The 19,157-nt window shown below is 35.7% G+C and carries 15 protein-coding genes; 14 read left to right on the top strand and 1 reads right to left on the bottom strand.

All coding sequences use genetic code 11. The features are described 5' to 3' along the window. Positions 1-94: 94 nt before the first annotated feature. The 9 genes from OW157_RS02655 (at position 95) to OW157_RS02615 (ending at position 10,577) form a co-directional block, all read left to right on the top strand. Positions 95-985: a glycosyltransferase family 2 protein gene (locus OW157_RS02655; protein ID WP_268751785.1), complete on the top strand. Its 891-nt coding sequence runs from the start codon at positions 95-97 to the stop codon at positions 983-985. Between the two features lie 21 nt (positions 986-1,006). Next, positions 1,007-2,092, top strand: coding sequence for a glycosyltransferase (locus OW157_RS02650; RefSeq protein WP_268751784.1), 1,086 nt, complete (start codon positions 1,007-1,009; stop codon positions 2,090-2,092). Between the two features lie 330 nt (positions 2,093-2,422). Further along, positions 2,423-3,664 carry an O-antigen ligase family protein gene (locus tag OW157_RS02645; RefSeq protein WP_268751783.1) on the top strand — a complete coding sequence of 414 codons (1,242 nt, stop codon included), beginning with the start codon at positions 2,423-2,425 and terminating at the stop codon, positions 3,662-3,664. Positions 3,665-3,673: 9 nt separating this feature from the next. Beyond that, positions 3,674-4,846 carry a glycosyltransferase gene (locus tag OW157_RS02640; protein WP_268751782.1) on the top strand — a complete coding sequence of 391 codons (1,173 nt, stop codon included), beginning with the start codon at positions 3,674-3,676 and terminating at the stop codon, positions 4,844-4,846. Between the two features lie 2 nt (positions 4,847-4,848). Further along, positions 4,849-5,811: a glycosyltransferase gene (locus tag OW157_RS02635; protein ID WP_268751781.1), complete on the top strand. Its 963-nt coding sequence runs from the start codon at positions 4,849-4,851 to the stop codon at positions 5,809-5,811. 11 nt (positions 5,812-5,822) lie between these two features. Continuing rightward, complete coding sequence (locus OW157_RS02630) at positions 5,823-6,923, top strand: polysaccharide pyruvyl transferase family protein (RefSeq protein ID WP_268751780.1); 1,101 nt, start codon at positions 5,823-5,825, stop codon at positions 6,921-6,923. Between the two features lie 7 nt (positions 6,924-6,930). Then, positions 6,931-8,433 carry a lipopolysaccharide biosynthesis protein gene (locus tag OW157_RS02625; RefSeq protein ID WP_268751779.1) on the top strand — a complete coding sequence of 501 codons (1,503 nt, stop codon included), beginning with the start codon at positions 6,931-6,933 and terminating at the stop codon, positions 8,431-8,433. Positions 8,434-8,451: 18 nt separating this feature from the next. Further along, complete coding sequence (locus tag OW157_RS02620) at positions 8,452-9,849, top strand: Coenzyme F420 hydrogenase/dehydrogenase, beta subunit C-terminal domain (protein WP_268751778.1); 1,398 nt, start codon at positions 8,452-8,454, stop codon at positions 9,847-9,849. A gap of 128 nt (positions 9,850-9,977) precedes the next feature. Continuing rightward, a complete protein-coding gene (locus OW157_RS02615) occupies positions 9,978-10,577 on the top strand; it encodes a YdcF family protein (protein WP_268751776.1) in 600 nt (199 codons plus the stop codon). A 186-nt stretch (positions 10,578-10,763) separates the two neighbouring features. Here the strand turns inward: OW157_RS02615 and OW157_RS02610 are convergent, their stop codons facing one another. Further along, positions 10,764-11,513, bottom strand: a complete 750-nt coding sequence (locus tag OW157_RS02610) for a hypothetical protein (RefSeq protein ID WP_268751774.1) — start codon at positions 11,511-11,513, stop codon at positions 10,764-10,766. Positions 11,514-11,808: 295 nt separating this feature from the next. Here OW157_RS02610 and OW157_RS02605 point away from each other — a divergent pair, with 295 nt between their 5' ends. The 5 genes from OW157_RS02605 to OW157_RS02585 all read left to right on the top strand — a co-directional run bounded on the left by OW157_RS02605 (position 11,809) and on the right by OW157_RS02585 (position 19,123). Beyond that, the gene (locus OW157_RS02605; RefSeq protein ID WP_268751773.1) at positions 11,809-12,360 is read left to right on the top strand and encodes a sigma factor; all 552 of its coding nucleotides are present in this window, start codon (positions 11,809-11,811) and stop codon (positions 12,358-12,360) included. Further along, the gene (locus OW157_RS02600) at positions 12,347-12,919 is read left to right on the top strand and encodes an N-acetylmuramoyl-L-alanine amidase (protein WP_268751772.1); all 573 of its coding nucleotides are present in this window, start codon (positions 12,347-12,349) and stop codon (positions 12,917-12,919) included. Before OW157_RS02605 ends, OW157_RS02600 begins: the two co-directional genes overlap by 14 nt. Before the next feature lie 260 nt (positions 12,920-13,179). Continuing rightward, on the top strand, positions 13,180-15,531 hold the full coding sequence (locus tag OW157_RS02595; RefSeq protein ID WP_268751771.1) for a metallophosphoesterase: 2,352 nt from the start codon (positions 13,180-13,182) through the stop codon (positions 15,529-15,531). Positions 15,532-15,881: 350 nt separating this feature from the next. Beyond that, a complete protein-coding gene (locus OW157_RS02590) occupies positions 15,882-17,705 on the top strand; it encodes a heavy metal translocating P-type ATPase (protein ID WP_268751770.1) in 1,824 nt (607 codons plus the stop codon). 407 nt (positions 17,706-18,112) lie between these two features. Continuing rightward, positions 18,113-19,123 carry an MsnO8 family LLM class oxidoreductase gene (locus OW157_RS02585; RefSeq protein WP_268751769.1) on the top strand — a complete coding sequence of 337 codons (1,011 nt, stop codon included), beginning with the start codon at positions 18,113-18,115 and terminating at the stop codon, positions 19,121-19,123. Positions 19,124-19,157: the final 34 nt, after the last annotated feature.

Genomic DNA, 19,157 nt, shown 5'->3' with positions numbered 1-19,157 from the left:
ATCTTGTTAATTATTTCTATGTTGTAGTTATTTACTTATGCATTTATTAAAATATAAAAAAACAGTTTCTTATTTATATTAGCGAGGTGAAATAGTGGAAGAATTAGTCAGTGTATGCATGCCAACGTATAAACGGGAATTTGAACTAATAAAAAAGTCTATAATTAGTGTTTTGGATCAATCTTATTCTAATTTGGAGTTCATTATTATTGATGATAGTGGAGAAGAATATAAAAAAAGAGATAATATTGAAGAGTCTATAAAAAAAATTCAGGATTCTCGTATAAAATATATCCAACACAAGAATAATTTAGGTGCTAATTATGCAAGAAATACTGGAATTGAAGCAGCTCAAGGCAAATATATCGCTTTTATAGATGATGATGACACATGGCGAAAAGATAAACTTGAAAAACAAATTGATATTTTCAATAATGCTGAAGAAGACACTATTGGGTTAGTTTATTGTAAAGCTAATATTATTGATGAAAATGATAATTTTAAAAGATTATTAAACAACGAATTGCACAATGGTAATGTTTATAAAAAATTATTAGAGAAAAATTTTATAGGTGGGAATTCATTGGTTGTAATTCCCAAAAATGTATTGGAAAATGTAGGAGGATATGAAAAAAATTTAGCTTCTAATCAAGATTGGGATTTATTTTTACAAATAGCTAAGAATTATAATATTTCGTATTCTGATGAAATTTTAGTAAATTATCGTGAGCATTCTAACGAAAGGATTACTTCTAATTCGGAAAGAAAAATTTCGGGTTGGGAAAGAATGTTCATTAAGTATAAAGATGAGCTTACTGCCAATCCAGATATAGAGAATATTTGGAAACAAAAATTAATGATTAATACTCTTAAAAATAAACAATGGGTTTATTCGTTAAGATTAGCTAGTTCTTCATTTCGGTATAGTCCGTCTAAATTCGTTGGATTCATAAAATTAACAATTAGGAAAATAAAAAATAAATAGAATTTTATTTAGGAGATAGTTATGAAGGTATTAATCGTTTGTACAACTAAATTTAAAAATAGCGGTATAACTCAAGTAATTCTTAATAATTATATTTCGATGGATAAAAGTGATATGCATTTCGATTTTGCTTTTATCAATGAACCTACAAATGCCCAAAAGAATTTGTTTAATGAAAACGGATCTAATTTTTACGTCTTACCTAATCGTCATAAAAATTTAGTAAAGTATATAAAAAAGCTATCTGAAATTTTAAAGATAGGAAGCTATGATGTTATTCATATTCACGGGAATAGTCGTACTATGGCTTTAGAATTAAAATTAGCTAAAAAACATGGAGTAAGATTGCGAATACCTCATGGGCATAGTACTTTTACAAAATATCCAAACTTACATAAATTTTTAAAACCTCTCTTCATAAGAAATTATAATTATCCTTTGGCGTGTGGGAAAGCAGCAGGAAGCTTTTTATATGGAGAAGATAACTTTAATATATTAGAAAATGCAATTGATATAAACAAATTTAAATATAATTCCCAAAAACGGCACTATTTAAGAAGAAAATTAAAGTGGGAAGATAATTTTATAATTGGTAATGTAGCCAGTTTTACAAAGCCAAAAAATCATATATTCCTAATAAAATGTTTTAACTATATGTTTAAAAAAAATAGTGATTTAAGATTGGTGCTGTTAGGCGAAGGAGAATTATTTCAGGAGGTATTGGATTTAGTTGACTCTTTAAATTTAACTAAAGTGGTATATTTTGCAGGGAATGTTGATAATGTTCAAGATTACTATTCCGCGTTCGATGTATTATTTATGCCTTCTTTATTTGAAGGTTTACCATTAACTTTAATTGAAGCTCAGTCGTCTGATCTTGAATGCTTAGTTTCTGATACAATCACTAAAGAAGTAAAGTTGACTGATTTGATAAGTTATTTCAATTTAAGTGAAAGTTACTCAAATATTTATAATAAGCTTGAAGAAATAAAAAAATCAAAATACTGTCGTGAACAATTAAAAGGGCATGAAAAGATATCTAAGTCCAATTATAATATTGTTAACGGGAGTAAGAAGTTAAAAGAAATATATCTAAGTAGTAATTAAAAAAATAATTTGAAATCTTAATTTTTTAATATAGTTTTTAACTTTTGTATACATAGCTATTTTAAATTTCTAAGAGAGATTGATAGAATTTATTAATTATTTATGTCACTTCATTTTGTGTATTAAAATGATGAATAAATTCTTAGTTAGGACTTGCTAATTTAAAAGAATCTATTCAAATAGGTTGCTTTAATATTCTAGAAATATATGTATTATCTACTTTCAATTATCATTAGTTATAAGATAAGCCTATAAGAATATTTAAGATAACATGTATAATATACTAAACTATAAAAATAAGAAAAATTATGTAGTAAAGGACTATTAATTATGACAAATAAAAACCCTACTTTTTTAACAATTATTTATTGTTTAGCTATAGCGATCTATCTTTTTGGTATTATATTTTTTCCACATTTAGATATTTTATTTATGGGTAGTATCTTTATAGTTAGTATTTTTTTGATTGTTTTTAGACAAAAGCTTACCTTGAGAATTAATAGCAATCTTATAATGCTATCATTATTCGTTATGATTAGTTGTTTTGGTTTATTATTGAATTCAAATATTGCTTATGAACATTGGAAGTATGTTTGTACATTAATCATAGTGATGTTGATGTTTATTAATTTAGAAAGTTTAACTGATTGGCCAGAGGTTTTGATTGACTATGTAATTAAAATTAGTTCGATATTTATTATGGGAGGAATTCTGCAAATTGTCAGTGTTCCTTTATTAAATAGTATAAACGCTAGGCATCTATCACAACAACATTATTCTGATGCATTAGATTATATATATAATGACGTACTTGTAGGGTTTACTCAAAATCCAGCTATAATAGGTTTTTTTATCTGTTTAGTTTTATATTATACCTTTATTAAGTTTTACAATACTTCAACAAAAATGATTAATAAGTATTTTTATTTAATTGCATTTTTATTCTTGTATTATTTACTATTTCTCACAGCAAAAAGAGGGTTTTTAGCTTTTAGCATAGTGATTATTTCCTATCTAATATTCAGAATATCCAAACGTAAGTATCTGATTATATTTCCATTTATAATCTTTGCAGGTTTATTTACTTTATTTCTAGTTAAGAGTCAAATTGGGCAAGATATTTTGCTGAGAAGTATGAATGCCGAGGATATTACTACTGGGCGCTTACAGTTTTATGAGATAGTGTGGAATAGTTTTAAAGAAAGTCCTATTATCGGTCAAGGAACCTATTCAACTAAGGAAATTATACCTATTAACAATGCTCATAATATCTATCTACAGGTATTAAGAGAACAAGGAATAATAGGTTTTAGCGTATTTATTCTGACTATTATATATAATTTTGTTAAAACGGATAGATTAATTGCGAATCTTAATCAAAAAAAGATTATTAATTTTTTATTAATGTCTCAAGTCATGCAATTACTATTTATATTGTGGGGTTTTACTGGAAACCCATTGTATGATAATTATCCACTAGTTATTTACATCATTGGTATAGCGATAAGCAGCCAAATTGCTAGAAAAATAAAAGCAAATGAGATAAGTGAAACAGTTATGAGTCACAACTAGGAGGAAAATATGAAGTTATGTTTTATTACTAATGATTTATCAGATACCGGTGGTCAACAAAGAGTCACAGCTAAAGTTCTTAATATGTTAGCCAAAGATCATTCGGTTTCCGTACTCTTTTATTCAGATTATGATAAAGCATCAACTTTAATTTATGAGTTAGATAGTAATATTCAAATTATCTGGGATAAGTCGCTGGTTAGGCAAAAAACAAAACGAATAAAGGAAATAATTTTCACTAAGTTTTATCAATATATTTACCAATTTAAAAGTTTAGACTTTGCTATAAAAAATGCTTTTTCTAAGAGAGAATTAAAGGCTTTTGAATCCATCCTTAATCCTTATCAGTTTGATATCGTTATTGGGATTAGCCCTTTCGCCTCTGCATTGGTAGGTTTGTTAGATCTTAATAGTAAAAAAGTTGGCTGGTTACATAATACTTATGAGCGCTATTTTGAAACGGCAAATGATTATGCTTGGAATTTGGGAAACCTTTATAGTTATGCATTTTCTAAACTTGATTGTCTCATTGTTTTGACCAATAAGAGCAAGGAAAACTATCAATCCAAAGTCAATACTAGAGTTGAAAAAATATATAACCCTATGTCCTTTTATTCAGATACAAAAGCAAGTCAAGAGGATAAGCCAATATTGTTTGTGGGAAGGATTAGCTACATCACAAAAGGCTTAGAAATGTTGATTGAAAGTTTAACTTATCTGAAAGAAACGCATGAAGACTTTGTGATTAATATTGTTGGAGATGGGCCTGACTTTAAGCGATTAGAAAACGATATTGAAACAAACAACTTATCAGAAAATGTGCGATTAATCGGTGAACAAAAAGATGTCTTACCTTATTATTTAAATGCCTCTTATTTCGTATTGCCGTCACGAATTGAAGGATTCGGATTAGTTGTTACGGAAGCGATGGAATGTGGTTTGCCGGTTATATCGTATAAAACAGATGGCCCTAGTGAAATAATTCAAGATGAAGTTAATGGATTCTTGATTGATAATTACGATAGCAAAGCTTTTGCAGATAAAATGGCTTTCTTATTAAATAATGAGAAAGTAGCTAAAGATATGGGTCAAAATGCAGTCAAGAGAGTACAAGACTTCAAGGAATCTGTTATAAAGGAAGAATGGAATCAGTTATTATCTCAAGTATATGAGGGGAATTAGGTTTGAAACTTTCGGTTATTGTTCCAATTTACAATGCAGAAAATTTTTTAGTCCGCTGTATTGATAGTATTATTTCACAAAGTTTCCAGAACTTAGAAATTATTTTGATTAATGACGGATCAAGTGATGGATCAGGTGAAATCTGTGAAAAATATGCGGAGGCAGACTCACGAATAAAATATATTGCCCAAGATAATGCAGGTGTTTCTGCAGCAAGGAATGAAGGCTTAAAAATTGCTAGCGGGGACTATTTAACCTTTGTTGATAGCGATGATTTTATTGGTGAAAACATGTATCTAAAGATGCTAACTGTCGCGAAAGAACATGAATGCGATATTGTTGAATGTGGTTATTTGAGAAATAATATTAGTGGTGAATTTGCTGGCAATCATTTACAAGATGAGTTGATAGAAGATAATGAGAGGATTTTGTTACATTATTTGCGCCACGAAAATACAACAAATTATAATTGTAATAAATTATATCGGAAGCAGATAATAAATAATCTTCAGTATGAAAAATTAAGCTTTAGTGAAGATTATTTGTTTAATGTGATGACGCATTCAAGAGCTAAAAAGAAGAAAATAATTTCTGAAGATTTTTATTATTACGAAGATAATCCTGATAGTGCGAGTAATTTAGAATTTAAATTAAATCGTATCGATGGCATCACTGCTGGCGAAAAAGCCCTGCAAGAAATAAAAACGCAATTTCCTGAAAATGAGATGCTTATTAGCTTGGCGACTAAATATGTCTTAGAATATATCTTATTATTTTTTGATCACTTTAATTTTAACAATCATATTGATACTTATAATGCATTACTAGAAAAGTACCGAAAAATGATACGTGGAATTGGCTTAAAAAATCTCTTTCGTGTTTATTCTAAAAAACAAGTCATTACTAGGCTCGCTTTTGCGATGCATCCCCAATGTAGACACTCAATTATTCGTATTTTTAAATAAGGAGCGCATTTATGAAAAAAGTTGGAATAGTCACTCTGTTAGGTTATTTTAATTATGGTAATCGACTGCAGAATTATGCCTTAAAAATAATTCTTGAAAAACTGGGTTATGAGGTTGATTCACTCGCCTTTAATACTAGCTCAGATTTTTTAATGGAAGAAATGACGGAAGAGAAGCCAAAAAGAAACCTTTTTGGCTATGCACGTCTAGTTCCCAGAAAAATAAAAATGCTTGCTGAAGAGAGAAAATATGCAGCTTCTGAAAATAAACGAACCGATTTATTTAAATCATTTACTGATGATTATTTGAATGAACAAGCCTTTAGTCAGGAAAATGAAAAAAATTATGACTATTTTATCGTAGGGAGCGACCAGGTTTGGAATCCAAGATATATCAAAGGACAACCACAATTTATGCTTCCATTTACTTCAAAACGTAAAAAAATTGCCTATGCGGCTAGTATTGGATTGCCTGAACTTCCCAATGAAGTTATGCATATATATAAACCTTATTTAGCGGACTTTAATCATATTTCCGTACGTGAAAAAGAAGGCTCCGCAATTGTTGATGAAATGTTGGATTATCAACCAGAAGTTGTTTTGGATCCGACCATGTTGTTAGCTGCTGAGGATTGGAATCAAGTTGCTAAAGCTGCTAATAATCGTCCAGATGAAGATTACGTGTTAACTTACTTCTTGGGTGGATTAGATGAAGAAAAAGAAAAAATAATTGATTTCTATAAAAAAAATTATGGATTAAAAGTTATTAATATGGGGCAACGCAATGAAAAATTAACGTATGAAACGTCCCCTAGAGAGTTTATTGACTATATCAAAAATAGTCGAATTTTTTTAACGGATTCCTTCCACGGTGTGGCTTTTTCAATCATTTATAATAAGAATTTTATTACTTTTAAACGTGGTAATATGAATTCTCGTATTGATACGATACTGCGTAATTTTAAGCTTGAAGACCGAAAGAGTCATGTTATTAATGACTATGCCGCTGCATTAGAAACAATTGATTTTTCAGATGCAATGCAAATTTTAGAATTAGAAAAGCAAAAATCAATCCAATTCTTAAAAAATGCTATGAATCTTAATGAGGAGTAAATAATGTATGGAGACTTATAAAGAACGACGAATAGGAGCTGTATTATCATATATATCACGGGGATTAGGTATAGCCATTGGTATTCTATATACCCCGATAATGATACGGTTACTAGGTCAAGATGACTTTGGTTTATATAATTTAGTTGCTGCTGTCATTGCCTCTTTAGGTGTTTTAAATTTTGGCTTTGATAGTTCCTATGTTCACTTTTTTTCCAAATATAAAATAAAAAATGATCAAGCAGGTATTGCAGCATTAAATGGACAATTTACAATTATATATATTTTTATAAGTCTCCTAGTTCTTTTTGCTGGTTTCATTATCACCGAAAATCTTAATTTAGTTTTCGGTGATGGTTTGACAATGGTAGAAATGCATAAAATGAAAATTATGGTTTTACTCCTTATTTTCAATATGTTCTTTAGATTTAATTTAATGGTCTTTTCTACTTATATCACTGCGAATCAACGGTTTATTTTTCAGAACATTATCGCTATCATTAATCAAATTTCAAGTCCGCTGATTTCCTTACCAGTTTTGTTAGCTGGCTATGGTTCAATCGGTTTAGTACTGGTAACAGTTCTAGTCAATGTTGTTACATTATTAGCGAATGTGATTTATTGTTTTACTAAACTTAATATTAAGTTTATCTTTAATCGTTTTGATAAAGAATTGTTCATTAGTGTGGGTAGCTATTCGTTCTTTATCTTCTTGAATATGGTTGTAGACCAAATCAATAATGAACTTGATAAGGTTATATTAGGTAGGTACCGAGGGACCTTATCGGTTGCTATCTATAGTGTAGGAGAGAAAATATCTTTATATTATACTCAAATGTCCACTGTTATTTCGCAAATATTTACCCCTAAAATTCATCAGATGATTGGATCGAATGACTACAAAAGAGAAATTAATGTCTTATTCAATATGGTAGGGCGAATACAATTTTTCATATTAATTTTAGTGGCTTCTGGCTTCGTTATTTTTGGTCAAGAGTTTATTAATATTTGGGCTGGCGATGGTTATGAAGAAGCCTACCAAATTGCCTTGATATTAATCATTCCGTTAACCATACCGCTTATTCAAAATGTTGGAATTGAAATCCAAAGATCACAAAACAAACATCAATTTAGATCGATTGTATTATTCATAATTGCAATTTTTAATGTAGTACTAACCATTCCTTTATCCCAAATATATGGGGGATTAGGCGCCGCGATCGGGACTTCATTGTCTCTATTAATTGGTAATGGTTTGATAATAAATATTTATTATCATAAAAATATTGGACTTGACATCATTAAATTTTGGCAGAATATCTTTTCAACATTCCCTGCACTATTGCTCCCTTTCTTAATTGGAGGGTTAATCCATTACTTTGTCACCATCGATAGTTTGATTCTATTAGGTGTTTATGGTTTGATTTACGCACTTTGTTTCTGTGCTAGTGTTTGGTGTTTTGCATTAAATGCAAGTGAAAAACAACTATTGAAGCAGCCATTTAATTAATGCTAGAGAGGGTTAAATATGGAATTAAATCAATTTAATGAATTAAAGAAATATAGCGAAGCCAGTGGTGTCATGGCAGTCATTGATGATGATTGCAAAGTTGAGTTAAATGAGTATGGGCTTTATGAGGAAACCTTTTCAAAAGCTATTGATGACGCAACTTTAAAATTGTCGCCCAATTTTAATGAAGAAATCGATGAAAGCTTAATGGGTGAAAAACTGTATGCAGGTGTCCCAAATATTAATTATGACCAAAGGCTTGGTTATTATTTGGACAACTATGTTGGTCATGTTAATGAAGAAAGTTTTAGAGAAAATGCGTCATCAGGAGGATTTGCCAGTTGGATATTAGTCGAACTTTATAAACAAAACAAAATTGATGGTGTGATTCACGTAAAGAAATCCAGTACGCCCGGTAAATTATTCGAATATGATATTTCTGACACCATTGATGAAATTATTGATGGTGCCAAAACAAAATATTATCCTGTTGAGCTCTCAAAGGTATTAAAGAAAATAAGAAAGTCGAATAAACACTATGCCATAGTTGGCATTCCAAGTTTTATTATGGCTGTGAGACTACTTCAGTATTATAATGAAGACTTTAAAGAAACGATAAAATATACCATCGGGCTCGTCTGTGGACATCAAAAGAGTAGTCGATTTGCAGATTTTATGGCATGGCAAATGGGCGTGAAACCTGCTGAGTTGGTTGATATTGATTTTAGACACAAACTTGATGATCGACCAGCAAATGATTATGGGATTAAAGTGATTGGGAAAAATAATGATGGCAGCATTCAAGAAGTCATTACGCCAAAAAGTCAATTAAAAGGTCAAAACTGGGGTCATGGTTATTTCAAACCTTTTGCTTCGGATTACACTGATGATGTGATGAATGAAACTGCAGATGTCACTGTCGGAGATGCCTGGATTAAAGAATATCAAAAAGATAGCGGTGGTAATAATATTCTTGTAGTACGTCATCCTGAAATTAATGCATTGATTCAAGATGCTATGGAAGAAAAGAGATTAGTATTTGATCGAGTGGATAAGGAAGTTATTAATCGATCTCAAGCTAGTCATTTTCGCCACACCCAGCAGGAATTGAGCTACCGATTATATAAACAAGAGGAAAAACAAGAATGGACGCCTAAAAAAAGAGTTGAGCCAAATAATAATATCAGTCAATCTCGAAAAGAAGTGCAAGATTTGCGGTATAAGATTTCTACTTTGAGTCATACACAATTCAAAAAAAGTTTAGAACATGATGACTTAATGGAATTTATAAATTTAATGACACCGTTAGAACAAGAATATGCAAATGTTTATCAGAAGATGACATTTCAGCAATTAACAGTAATAGGAAAAATGAGACACTTCATTAGAAAGATTGTTCGATCATTAAGAAAATAAGTTCGCATCGAAATCACTTATAATTGTTAGCCACTTATTAATTAAGATTTCAATGTTTTTATTGCACTATTTTCATCTCTATATGTTATCCTTGTAGCTATCATCAAGCCAAAAGGAATTGAAACAAAATGAAAAAAGCTTTATTAATTATAGGAACAATAATCGTCTTTCCTATAGCATTTTATTTAATTAGTCGCCAAATTATCTTAAATAATTTAATTGTCGACCAAGAACCCAAGGTATCTGATGTTATCATCGTCCCAGAAGGGGAGCTCACAGAAGAACGTGCCAATAAGGCTGTATCTCTTCTTGAAGACGGTTATTCCCGTTCGGGCAAGATTATTGCCTCACCCTTAGATGAAATAAATGGCCAATATTATCAGGCAGCTGGTGCTAGTTCGGACCAATTAATCAATGAACCACATGCCACCTCAACCTATGAGAATGCTGTTTATACTCTAGAAATGATGGCTGAACTAGGTTATGATTCCGCTATTATCACTACCTCTGACTACCATATGCGTCGAACCAAATTAATCTATGATCGGGTCAACAAAGACTATGGTTTTGATTTAACCTATGTTGCTGCTTATCACCTCGTTGACGGCGAACTTGTCACTTGGCAAGAGGCCCCTGATTACGTGCAAAATATTGCCCAGGCTGAATACTGGAAATATTGGGGCTATCTCTTTGGCCTGTATCATTTTATCAATCATGAACCTTCATAAATTTAAATAAACTAGGCTGGGACCAAAAAAGTCCCAGCCTTTTTATGATATACGGATATGTATCTCCTAGTCGGGTTCCAAAAGTCAGAACAGACTGCCTTTCTTAAAAGCTCTCTGATGACTGTTCGTCATCTTTCGAGTTTTAGTCCAAGGCTTCTGTTCTGAACGACTTTTGTCACACCCTTTTTATCTACTCCTCTCTTCCTTAATACGTCGACGTATTTTCTTATAAAAATTCTTCTCCTTATCAGAAATCAAATCTTCCTCAGGAATCTTATCTAAAAATGCAAAAATTGTTCGATCTAAAAAAAAGAACCACTCCTCTAAGGGCGCAAAACCATTGTTCGTCTGAGGACGACGAATTTGCATCGGTAGTCCGGGAGTGGAAGCAAAGTAGGAAAAGAGTCCATAAAAATAGTTGTACTGTTTAAGACTTTCCTTTTTAGCATAATCCAGTTTCTTTTTAAGTTTTTGATAGTCGGTGTCAAGTTTGAAACTTTGTTTGTCATTAATGCGGATAGCAGTAGCATCCTCATAATTATCAATAGACGCGATATAGTGAATCGCTAACCAATTATTTGAGGAGTGAGATGTCGTAAACGGAGTAAAGCTAAAGTTACCAATAGTAATGGGGCGTTTATATGGTTTCTTACGGCCTGAATCGCTAAAGCCACTATCCAAATCATTTTCAAAGCGGCTGGCTTTTTTAATCCAAGGTTTCATAATTTGATTGGGACTTTCTTGCACAAGAATAGGATCCTGGTCCATTAATAGCACTAAGCTTTGGGCAGGATGGTTGAATTGTTTTAAATCAATAATGGCAATAATCGAATAATCAAAGCAAAAATGGGGCATTAGTGGCAAGGTCTCTAAGCGGTCGTTATTGATTTCACATAAATTGCGATAAACAAAATCATTAATACTATTGGTTTTCATTTCTTTCCTCCTTTGAAAAACTGATTTAAATATAATATATTTTTTTCTCCCTGTAAACTTTTTTATTGAAAAAAATCACTTTCCATCTTTTTGTTGATAAAATAACCGTTTTACGTAAAAATAAAATCAAATTAAACTAAAAATCACTTATAAAGGCTTATTATTGGGGAAATTTCGCTATTTTTAATGAGAAATTCAGCAATTTGACCAAGAAAATAGCACATTTTTCGATTAGCAAAATTTATCACTAGGCCTTATGCTTGTTGTGCCGGCAAATAAGTGAAGGATGTGATTTATGTTTCAAGCAGAAGACTACCCACGTTTACTCGACCAGTACCAAGCCATGTTACACCGTATCTTATGGGACTTGCACATTTATCCCTATGACGATTACTATGATGACTGCTACCAGCAGAGTCAGATTAACCTCTACCGATGCGCTCAAGATTTTGATGGGGATGCCTTGTCTGATGAGGATAATTATCGTTTTACTGCCTACGCCATGAATTTAATCCGCTGGCGACTCTTAGATTTTCTTCGTCAGCATTCCCGTCGCAAACAAAGGGAAGAAGTCGTGGACCAAGTGTTTGATGTCCTGACCTATGATGCCGTCGCCGAATCAGGGCTCATGTCACGGGTCTTTATGGCCAAGGCCAAGAAGATTTTATCTGATCAGGACTATGCCTTTCTCATGGATGTGATTCTCCACCGCGGCGATTCTCACTATTTTACTGACAAGTACCAGGTCACTCGTCAAGCCATTCACGGCCGCAAACGCCGCCTAGCTAAAAAACTTGCCGCCTTAAAACCCTTACTCTGGAAAGGAGACCGCAATGAAAACAACTAACTACAAAAACTACACCGGTGTCTTATTTGCTTTTGGCCATGGGGAAGGAGACACGGGCTGTGTCTACAAGGATTACACCGAAGCTAAGATGATCCGCAAGCTAAAACCCTATTTGGAGAAATGGTGCCAAGCCCATCATCTTAAGGCGAAATTCTATCCGGGTAATCTCTACTACCATGCCAAGGATATTTTAGCCTATAAAAATTATATTGTTGTGGAGCTGCATTTGGATGCGGCGCAAAAACCAGGGGCTGGTGGTCATGTGATTATCCATCGTCGCTTCCAAGCGGATGCCATTGACCTAAACCTCCTAGACTGTATCGACCAGCACTTTGGCTTGGTCACGCGTACCAGTCGGGGCTTGAGTAAACGTCAAGACCTCTTGAACCTCAACATGGCCGCTAGCCATGGCATCAACTACCGCCTACTTGAACTCTTTTTCCTGGCTAATAACCAGGATCGCGACTATTACCTCAACCATCTCGACCAGGTGGCCCGTGATATAGTGGCTGCGATTATGGGCCAACATTTGGAAGAGGAGTCTTGTACCTGTAAGTAATTAGCTAAGATATCTTTGGTCCTAGGTGATATATATGTACAGTTCATATATTTACACTGTACATATATAGGAAGAAACTTGCACAAAATGCAAGTTTCTTTTTTTGACGAATTCTTGAATTTAAGCCTTGTTTATTTTGAAGGTGAAATTTATGCTTTTGGCCAAATTTACAGCAACTTTACCTAAAATTTACAGGAAATAAATATTTATTCGGTATAGTGAATATGTCGAGTTGCTCAAGTATTTTAAGGAGGAAAAGTATGGCGAATCGCAAGTACAAGCATTTATTCCTATCAGGTTTAATTACCGTGTCTCTATTGGGTGCTTATTCACAAAGTACATTAGCAGCAGAGGAAGGACTTCCTAGCCAAACAACAACTGCAGCTAGCCAAGCAGCACCAGCTGAACAAGCACCGGCCCCAGCTGAAGACCAAGGGCAAGCAGCAGCTGATGCTGAACCTACAGCAGAAGCAACACCTGAAGCCGACCAAGCGGCTGAAGACCAAGCAGACCAAGCAGCCGAGGAATTAACGGCCCAAGTGGGTAACCAAGAAGTGGCTGTTTCTTATGAAAAACCAGAAGTCGCCCCTGTGGAACAATCAAACGATCCTGACCGGATTGCGACGACCATTCCTTCTGACCCTAGCTCAGAAATGGCCTTCAACTGGTATACCAAGGATGCCCTTGAAGATGCCCATGTCATTGTGTCTGAACACGAAGACTTATCTGATGGTAAACGTTTCGAGGCCCAACAAAAGGGAACCCAAACCAACCACTTGGAACGGGACCAAGATGGCAATGTCATTTATGAATTAGCTGATTATGATGAAGAAGGGCGTTCGGTTTACTTCACTGATGACGTGATTGCCCAAGACAACCACGACTGGACAGGGGGCGCTTACAGTGATGGTGCCAGCTTACAACCGGTTATGGAAACCATCAACAAAGCTAAGGCTACTGGCTTAAAAGCCAACACCACTTACTACTACCGCTTAGGTGCCACTGGTCATATGTCACCTTTAGGGACTTTCAAAACGGCAGCTGCTGGCCAAGATCCATTCAAATTTGTTCATTACACTGACACGCAAAATGCCTTCTGGAATGAAAATGCCCGTAATGAAGCTGCTTTTGGGGCACAAACCTTAAATGAAGCCTTGGCTGTTGCTGGTGATGCTGATTTCGCCTTACATACTGGTGACATTGTGGAAGTATCTGCAGTGGAAGATGAATGGAAAGACATCATGAACCAATCACAAGCAGGTTATTTAAATGTCGCCCATACCTTTGTGCCAGGGAACCATGATACTTACAAGACATCTTATGTGGACCATCTGAATGTGCCAATCACTAACTCAGAAGATGCCGGAACTTACTATTCTTATGACTATAATGGTAGCCACTTTGTTGTTTTAAACACTAATGACAATCAAAAAGATGCTGACAATCCGAATGGTGCGGCCCTATCTAACGAGCAATTGTCATGGTTAGATAATGACCTTGCCGATGCCCGTCAACGTGGGGTGAACTGGTTAGTAGTGACTTATCACAAACCATTGTACTCTTCTTCTTACCACTCACTGCAAGATGCTGATGTGCAAGCCGTACGTGAAGATTTGATTACGATCTTAGATAAACATGATGTTGACTTAGTCTTAAACGGTCACGACCATGTCTTAACCACCACAAAACCTTTAGTGGCAAACATCGATGTTTTCTCAGATGGGGCAGTTGACAAGCAATCTGACTTGTTGACAGATGACCAAGGACGCGAATTCTTGATGACTGATGGAACAATGTTTGTGATTCCGAATGCGGCCGGAACCAAACTCTATGATGATATTTATAATGCACCATTAGAACATATTCACAAGGTTCGTCCAAAATTAAGTCATATGACGCAAGAAGATCTTGACTACTACCGGTCACTATTTGATCGTTCTGACCAACCAGGTGATTCGCCATACTTTGAAAACTCTCATTCCAACAATCGGGAATCATCAACGCAAAACTTTGGGGTTTACACTGTAACACCTGATGAATTGCGTATCGACCTTTACCAAGTGGAAGGTAATGTCCTTGATGCAGAAACACCAGAATTGCGTCAACCGAAATTGATCGCTTCTTATTCATTAATTAACGATCAATTTGACCTAGCTGCCCACAACGCAGACTTGGCTGAAAACAACCAAGCAGGTAACGAAGAAGCTGGTAATCAAGAGGGCGACCAAGTTGTCCCACCGGTTAAGGATGAAGAAGCCAACACTGGTAAGGAAGAAACACCTAAGGGCGACGCTGGTAAGGAAGACACTAACAAAGCAGATAATACGGATACAGACCCTGAAGCGACAGTCTCTGGTAAAGCAGAAGAAGCAGGAAATCATGCTAAAGCTGACCAAGACCCAGTAGTGGCAGTCGTTGAAGCAGCTAAGGCTGACCAAGCTGACAAGGGCGGACATAAAGAAACTGCCGGTGAAAAACAAGCCGACAAAGAAGTCAAAGCAAGCAGCCTACCAGCTACTGGTCAAGAAGCTACACCATTAACAGTAGTAGGAAGCTTATTAGCCGGACTAGGCTTAATCTTCACCTTTGCGGGTAAGAAAAAAGTTAAATAATTAAGTTAAAACTTCCTCTCGAGTTGAAGCCAGTTACTGATGAATCAGTAGCTGGCTTTTTTGTTATATTATAATAGGAAGAAAGATGGGAAAAATCATTTATTTTCAGAAGTGATCACTGCCAGAACAAAGTTCATCCAAATCATGTGATTCTATTCACTTAACATGCAAATCTAGCCGTAATGCTTTCGCTTTGCGATTTATACCCCCTTTTCTACTGATTTTCATCTTAAAAAGGGGTATAATTAAAACGTAGATTAGAATGAATCTAAACTAAACAAAATCATTTGACTGGAAACAGTCATTGCTAAACCTTTAGTTTGGGATCAATAAAATTTGGGGGCGATATGATGTGGACTTTTATTCGTAATCAACGTGAGGGACAGTTTTTATTGTTAGGGGTCGCTTGTACGGTGCTAGCTTTTCTATTAATGGCTTTCCAATCGCCATTATCAGTTTGGGCTTTCTATGCCGCAATCTTGTTCTGTGGCTACCATGCAGCTAAGGATGCCATTGTTGATACCATGTATGAACGCCAGGTGAATGTCGACTTGCTTATGGTTTTGTCAGCACTAGGCGCTTGCTTAATCGGCTATGAATCTGAAGGCGCTATGTTATTGATTATTTTTGCCACGGCGGAGATTTTAGAGGACTATGCCACCAATAAATCCAGTCAGGCGATTACGGAGTTAATGGACCAAGTCCCTGATCGTGCCCACCGCCTGCTCCCATCTGGTCAAAGCGAGGAAGTTGCTACTGAAGATTTGCGCGTGGGTGATTGGGTGTTAGTACAAAAGGGTGAACGTCTACCAATCGATGGTTGGGCGGACCGTACGGTAGAAGTGAATGAGTCTTCGCTCACGGGGGAATCCTTACCAGTATCACGGTCAGAGGGAGAAGAAGTCTTTGCGGGCACCATCAATGAAGGGAATGCTTTCAAGTTAAAGGTCAGCAAGTCAAGTTCGGAAACTATTTTTTCTAATATTATTCGTATGGTGGATCAAGCCCAATCTCGTCCCTCTAGGGTGGCGCGGACGATTGATGCTTTTGAATCGAAATATGTCACTGGTGTCCTTATTGCGGTACCTTTGTTTATCTTGGCCCTTTACCTCTTAGGCTATGGCTTTACAGCTGCTTTTTACCGAGGTATGGTGCTTTTGACAGTGGCTTCACCTTGTGCCTTGGTGGCTTCCGCAACACCGGCTTCTCTAGCGGCAATTTCTAATGGGGCCAAGCAAGGAATCCTATGTAAGGGTGGGGCGGCTATGGAATCCTTGGCTAACCTAGAAACACTTTTTGTTGATAAAACCGGAACCCTTACTTATGGTAACTTCCAGGTGGTGGACTACCACATGGATTCAGATATTCTAGCCCAAGTTGTGGCCATGGAACAGAGCTCCTCTCATCCTATCGCACAAGCCATTACGACGCATTTTAACGATTTAGACTTATCCCAAGTGGATCAAAGTCAGCCGGTGGAAGAAGAGTCAGGAGCAGGTTTGCGTCAGGGAAATGTCTTGGTCGGTAAACTATCCATGTTTAATGACTATGCTGATCCTGATCACTTATTGCCCTTAGCCAAAGTAGGTCAAACGACCATTTTTGTAGGGCGTAACCACCACGTTGTAGGGATGATTGCCTTGGCCGACCGTGTTCGTCCTGAAGCTCAAAAAGCAGTGGCTGATTTTCAAGCCTCTGGGGTTACTGTCCAACTCTTAACAGGGGATAATGATGGGGTTGCTCAAAAAGTAGCCCAAGCAACCGGCATCGACCAGGTCTGGTCCCAATGCCTCCCTGAAGACAAAATTCGTCAAGTCACTCTGGCCCAAGACCAAGGTCAAGTCGTAGGAATGATTGGTGATGGTATCAATGACGCGCCTGCCTTGGCCAATGCCGATTTGGGGATTGCCATGGGATCAGGTGCTTCTATTGCGATGGAATCAGGGGACATAGTTATCGTAAAAAATGACCTAGGCAAACTCTATCATTCCTACCAGTTGAGCCATCGTCTCAATCGAATTATCAAAGAAAATGTGGTTTTTGCTGTGGGTGTGATTGTGATTTTAGTGCTATTGAATTTGCTGGGTTGGCTTGATCTTCCAGCAGGTGTGGTCTTCCACGAAGGGAGCACAATATTGGTTATTCTCAACGGACTTCGTCTATTAAAATACTAAAATCGTACAAAAAAGGATAATACTGCGAGAACGGAAATGTATCCGTTCTCTTTTTTCTTTTACCATGATATACTTAACTGTATAACAAAAACGCATAATTATACTGAAAAAGAGGAAAATGTTGTGAAATAGCTATTAAATTTTCATGAGAATGGGAATTAATTGCAGGAAAAGGGTTTAATTTCGAATGATTTCGTAATATAATGCTACTTAATGGTAGTGGTTCAAGAAACTAGGTCTACTATATTTGGTTACTATGGTTCGATAAAACCAACTCGTTGCTGGTTAATTTTATAATCGGCCTTAGACAAAATAATGACTGAAAATCACCACGAATGATGAATGAGTTTATTGTTCAATAACACATTTGTTGAATGACATACGAAAATAATAATGGGGGAATCCTAATGAGTTCAAAAATTGGTATTTTAGATATGATACCGAGAGACCATTCCACCTCAGTGCAGGAAAGTTTTATCAATAGTACGCGGCTTGCTCAAACCGCGGATGAGGTGGGACTACAACGTTATTGGGTGTCTGAACACCATAGTACACCCGCAGTTATTTCCAATTCTCCCCTTGTCATGGTGGCACATTTGGCTGCCCATACAAAGCGCATTAAGTTAGGAACAGGTGCTGTGATGATGAACAACCTGTCACCCTTCCAAATTGCTGAAAACTTTCGGGTTTTACATGCTCTTTATCCTGACCGTATCGAAGCAGGTATTGGTCATAGCGTAGAGGACGAAGTGAATTTCCAACTTGATGCGGGAGTGATCATGGGAACTGATGAAGACTACCGTGAAGGCTTGAAAGATACCTATCGTTTTATGAATGGCTCCTTCGATGAAGCCGATCCTCGGCATAAGCTCCAAGTCTTGCCCTTAGACTTCTCAGCTGCACCCAACCTATCAGTGATGGTGACTGGCCTCAATAATGTAAAATTTATTGCGAAAAATGGTTGGGGGATGGTTTATGGCCTCTTCATCACTGGGGATATTGACCAGTGTCGGGAAGCCATTCGAATCTATAAGGCCAACTTCCAAGCCAATGGCCACCGCAAAAAACCAGAAGCGACCGTGGCCCTTTATGCTGTGTCTGCTTATCAGAAGGCAGATATCAAACCTTTAAACTTGGCATTGAATGAGTGGATCAAGGTCTTTCCTGACAACAAACGTAATATGTTACAGTTGATGTCGATGGACCAAGCCCGTGACGAATCCGAGTTGCTGGATAAGGATGCGGAAGATCCTTATGAAAACTACAAGGTCGTTGGCACACCTCGTAAGGTACAAGCGACCTTGCGCCGGATGCAACGTTATTTGAAGTGTACTGACTTCTTAATTATTAACCAATTGTCAGGTTTTCAAAATCGCCGCGATTTAATCAAAATTCTAGGAGATGTTTCCCTCTTATAATATAATGGACAAGTGAATACTAAGCATGGAGGTA

The sequence above is a fragment of the Aerococcus kribbianus genome (genome assembly GCF_026805545.1).
Lineage (GTDB): Bacteria > Bacillota > Bacilli > Lactobacillales > Aerococcaceae > Aerococcus > Aerococcus kribbianus.
The sequence above is the reverse complement of the archived record's forward strand: the minus strand, read 5'-3'. Positions and strand labels throughout refer to the sequence as shown.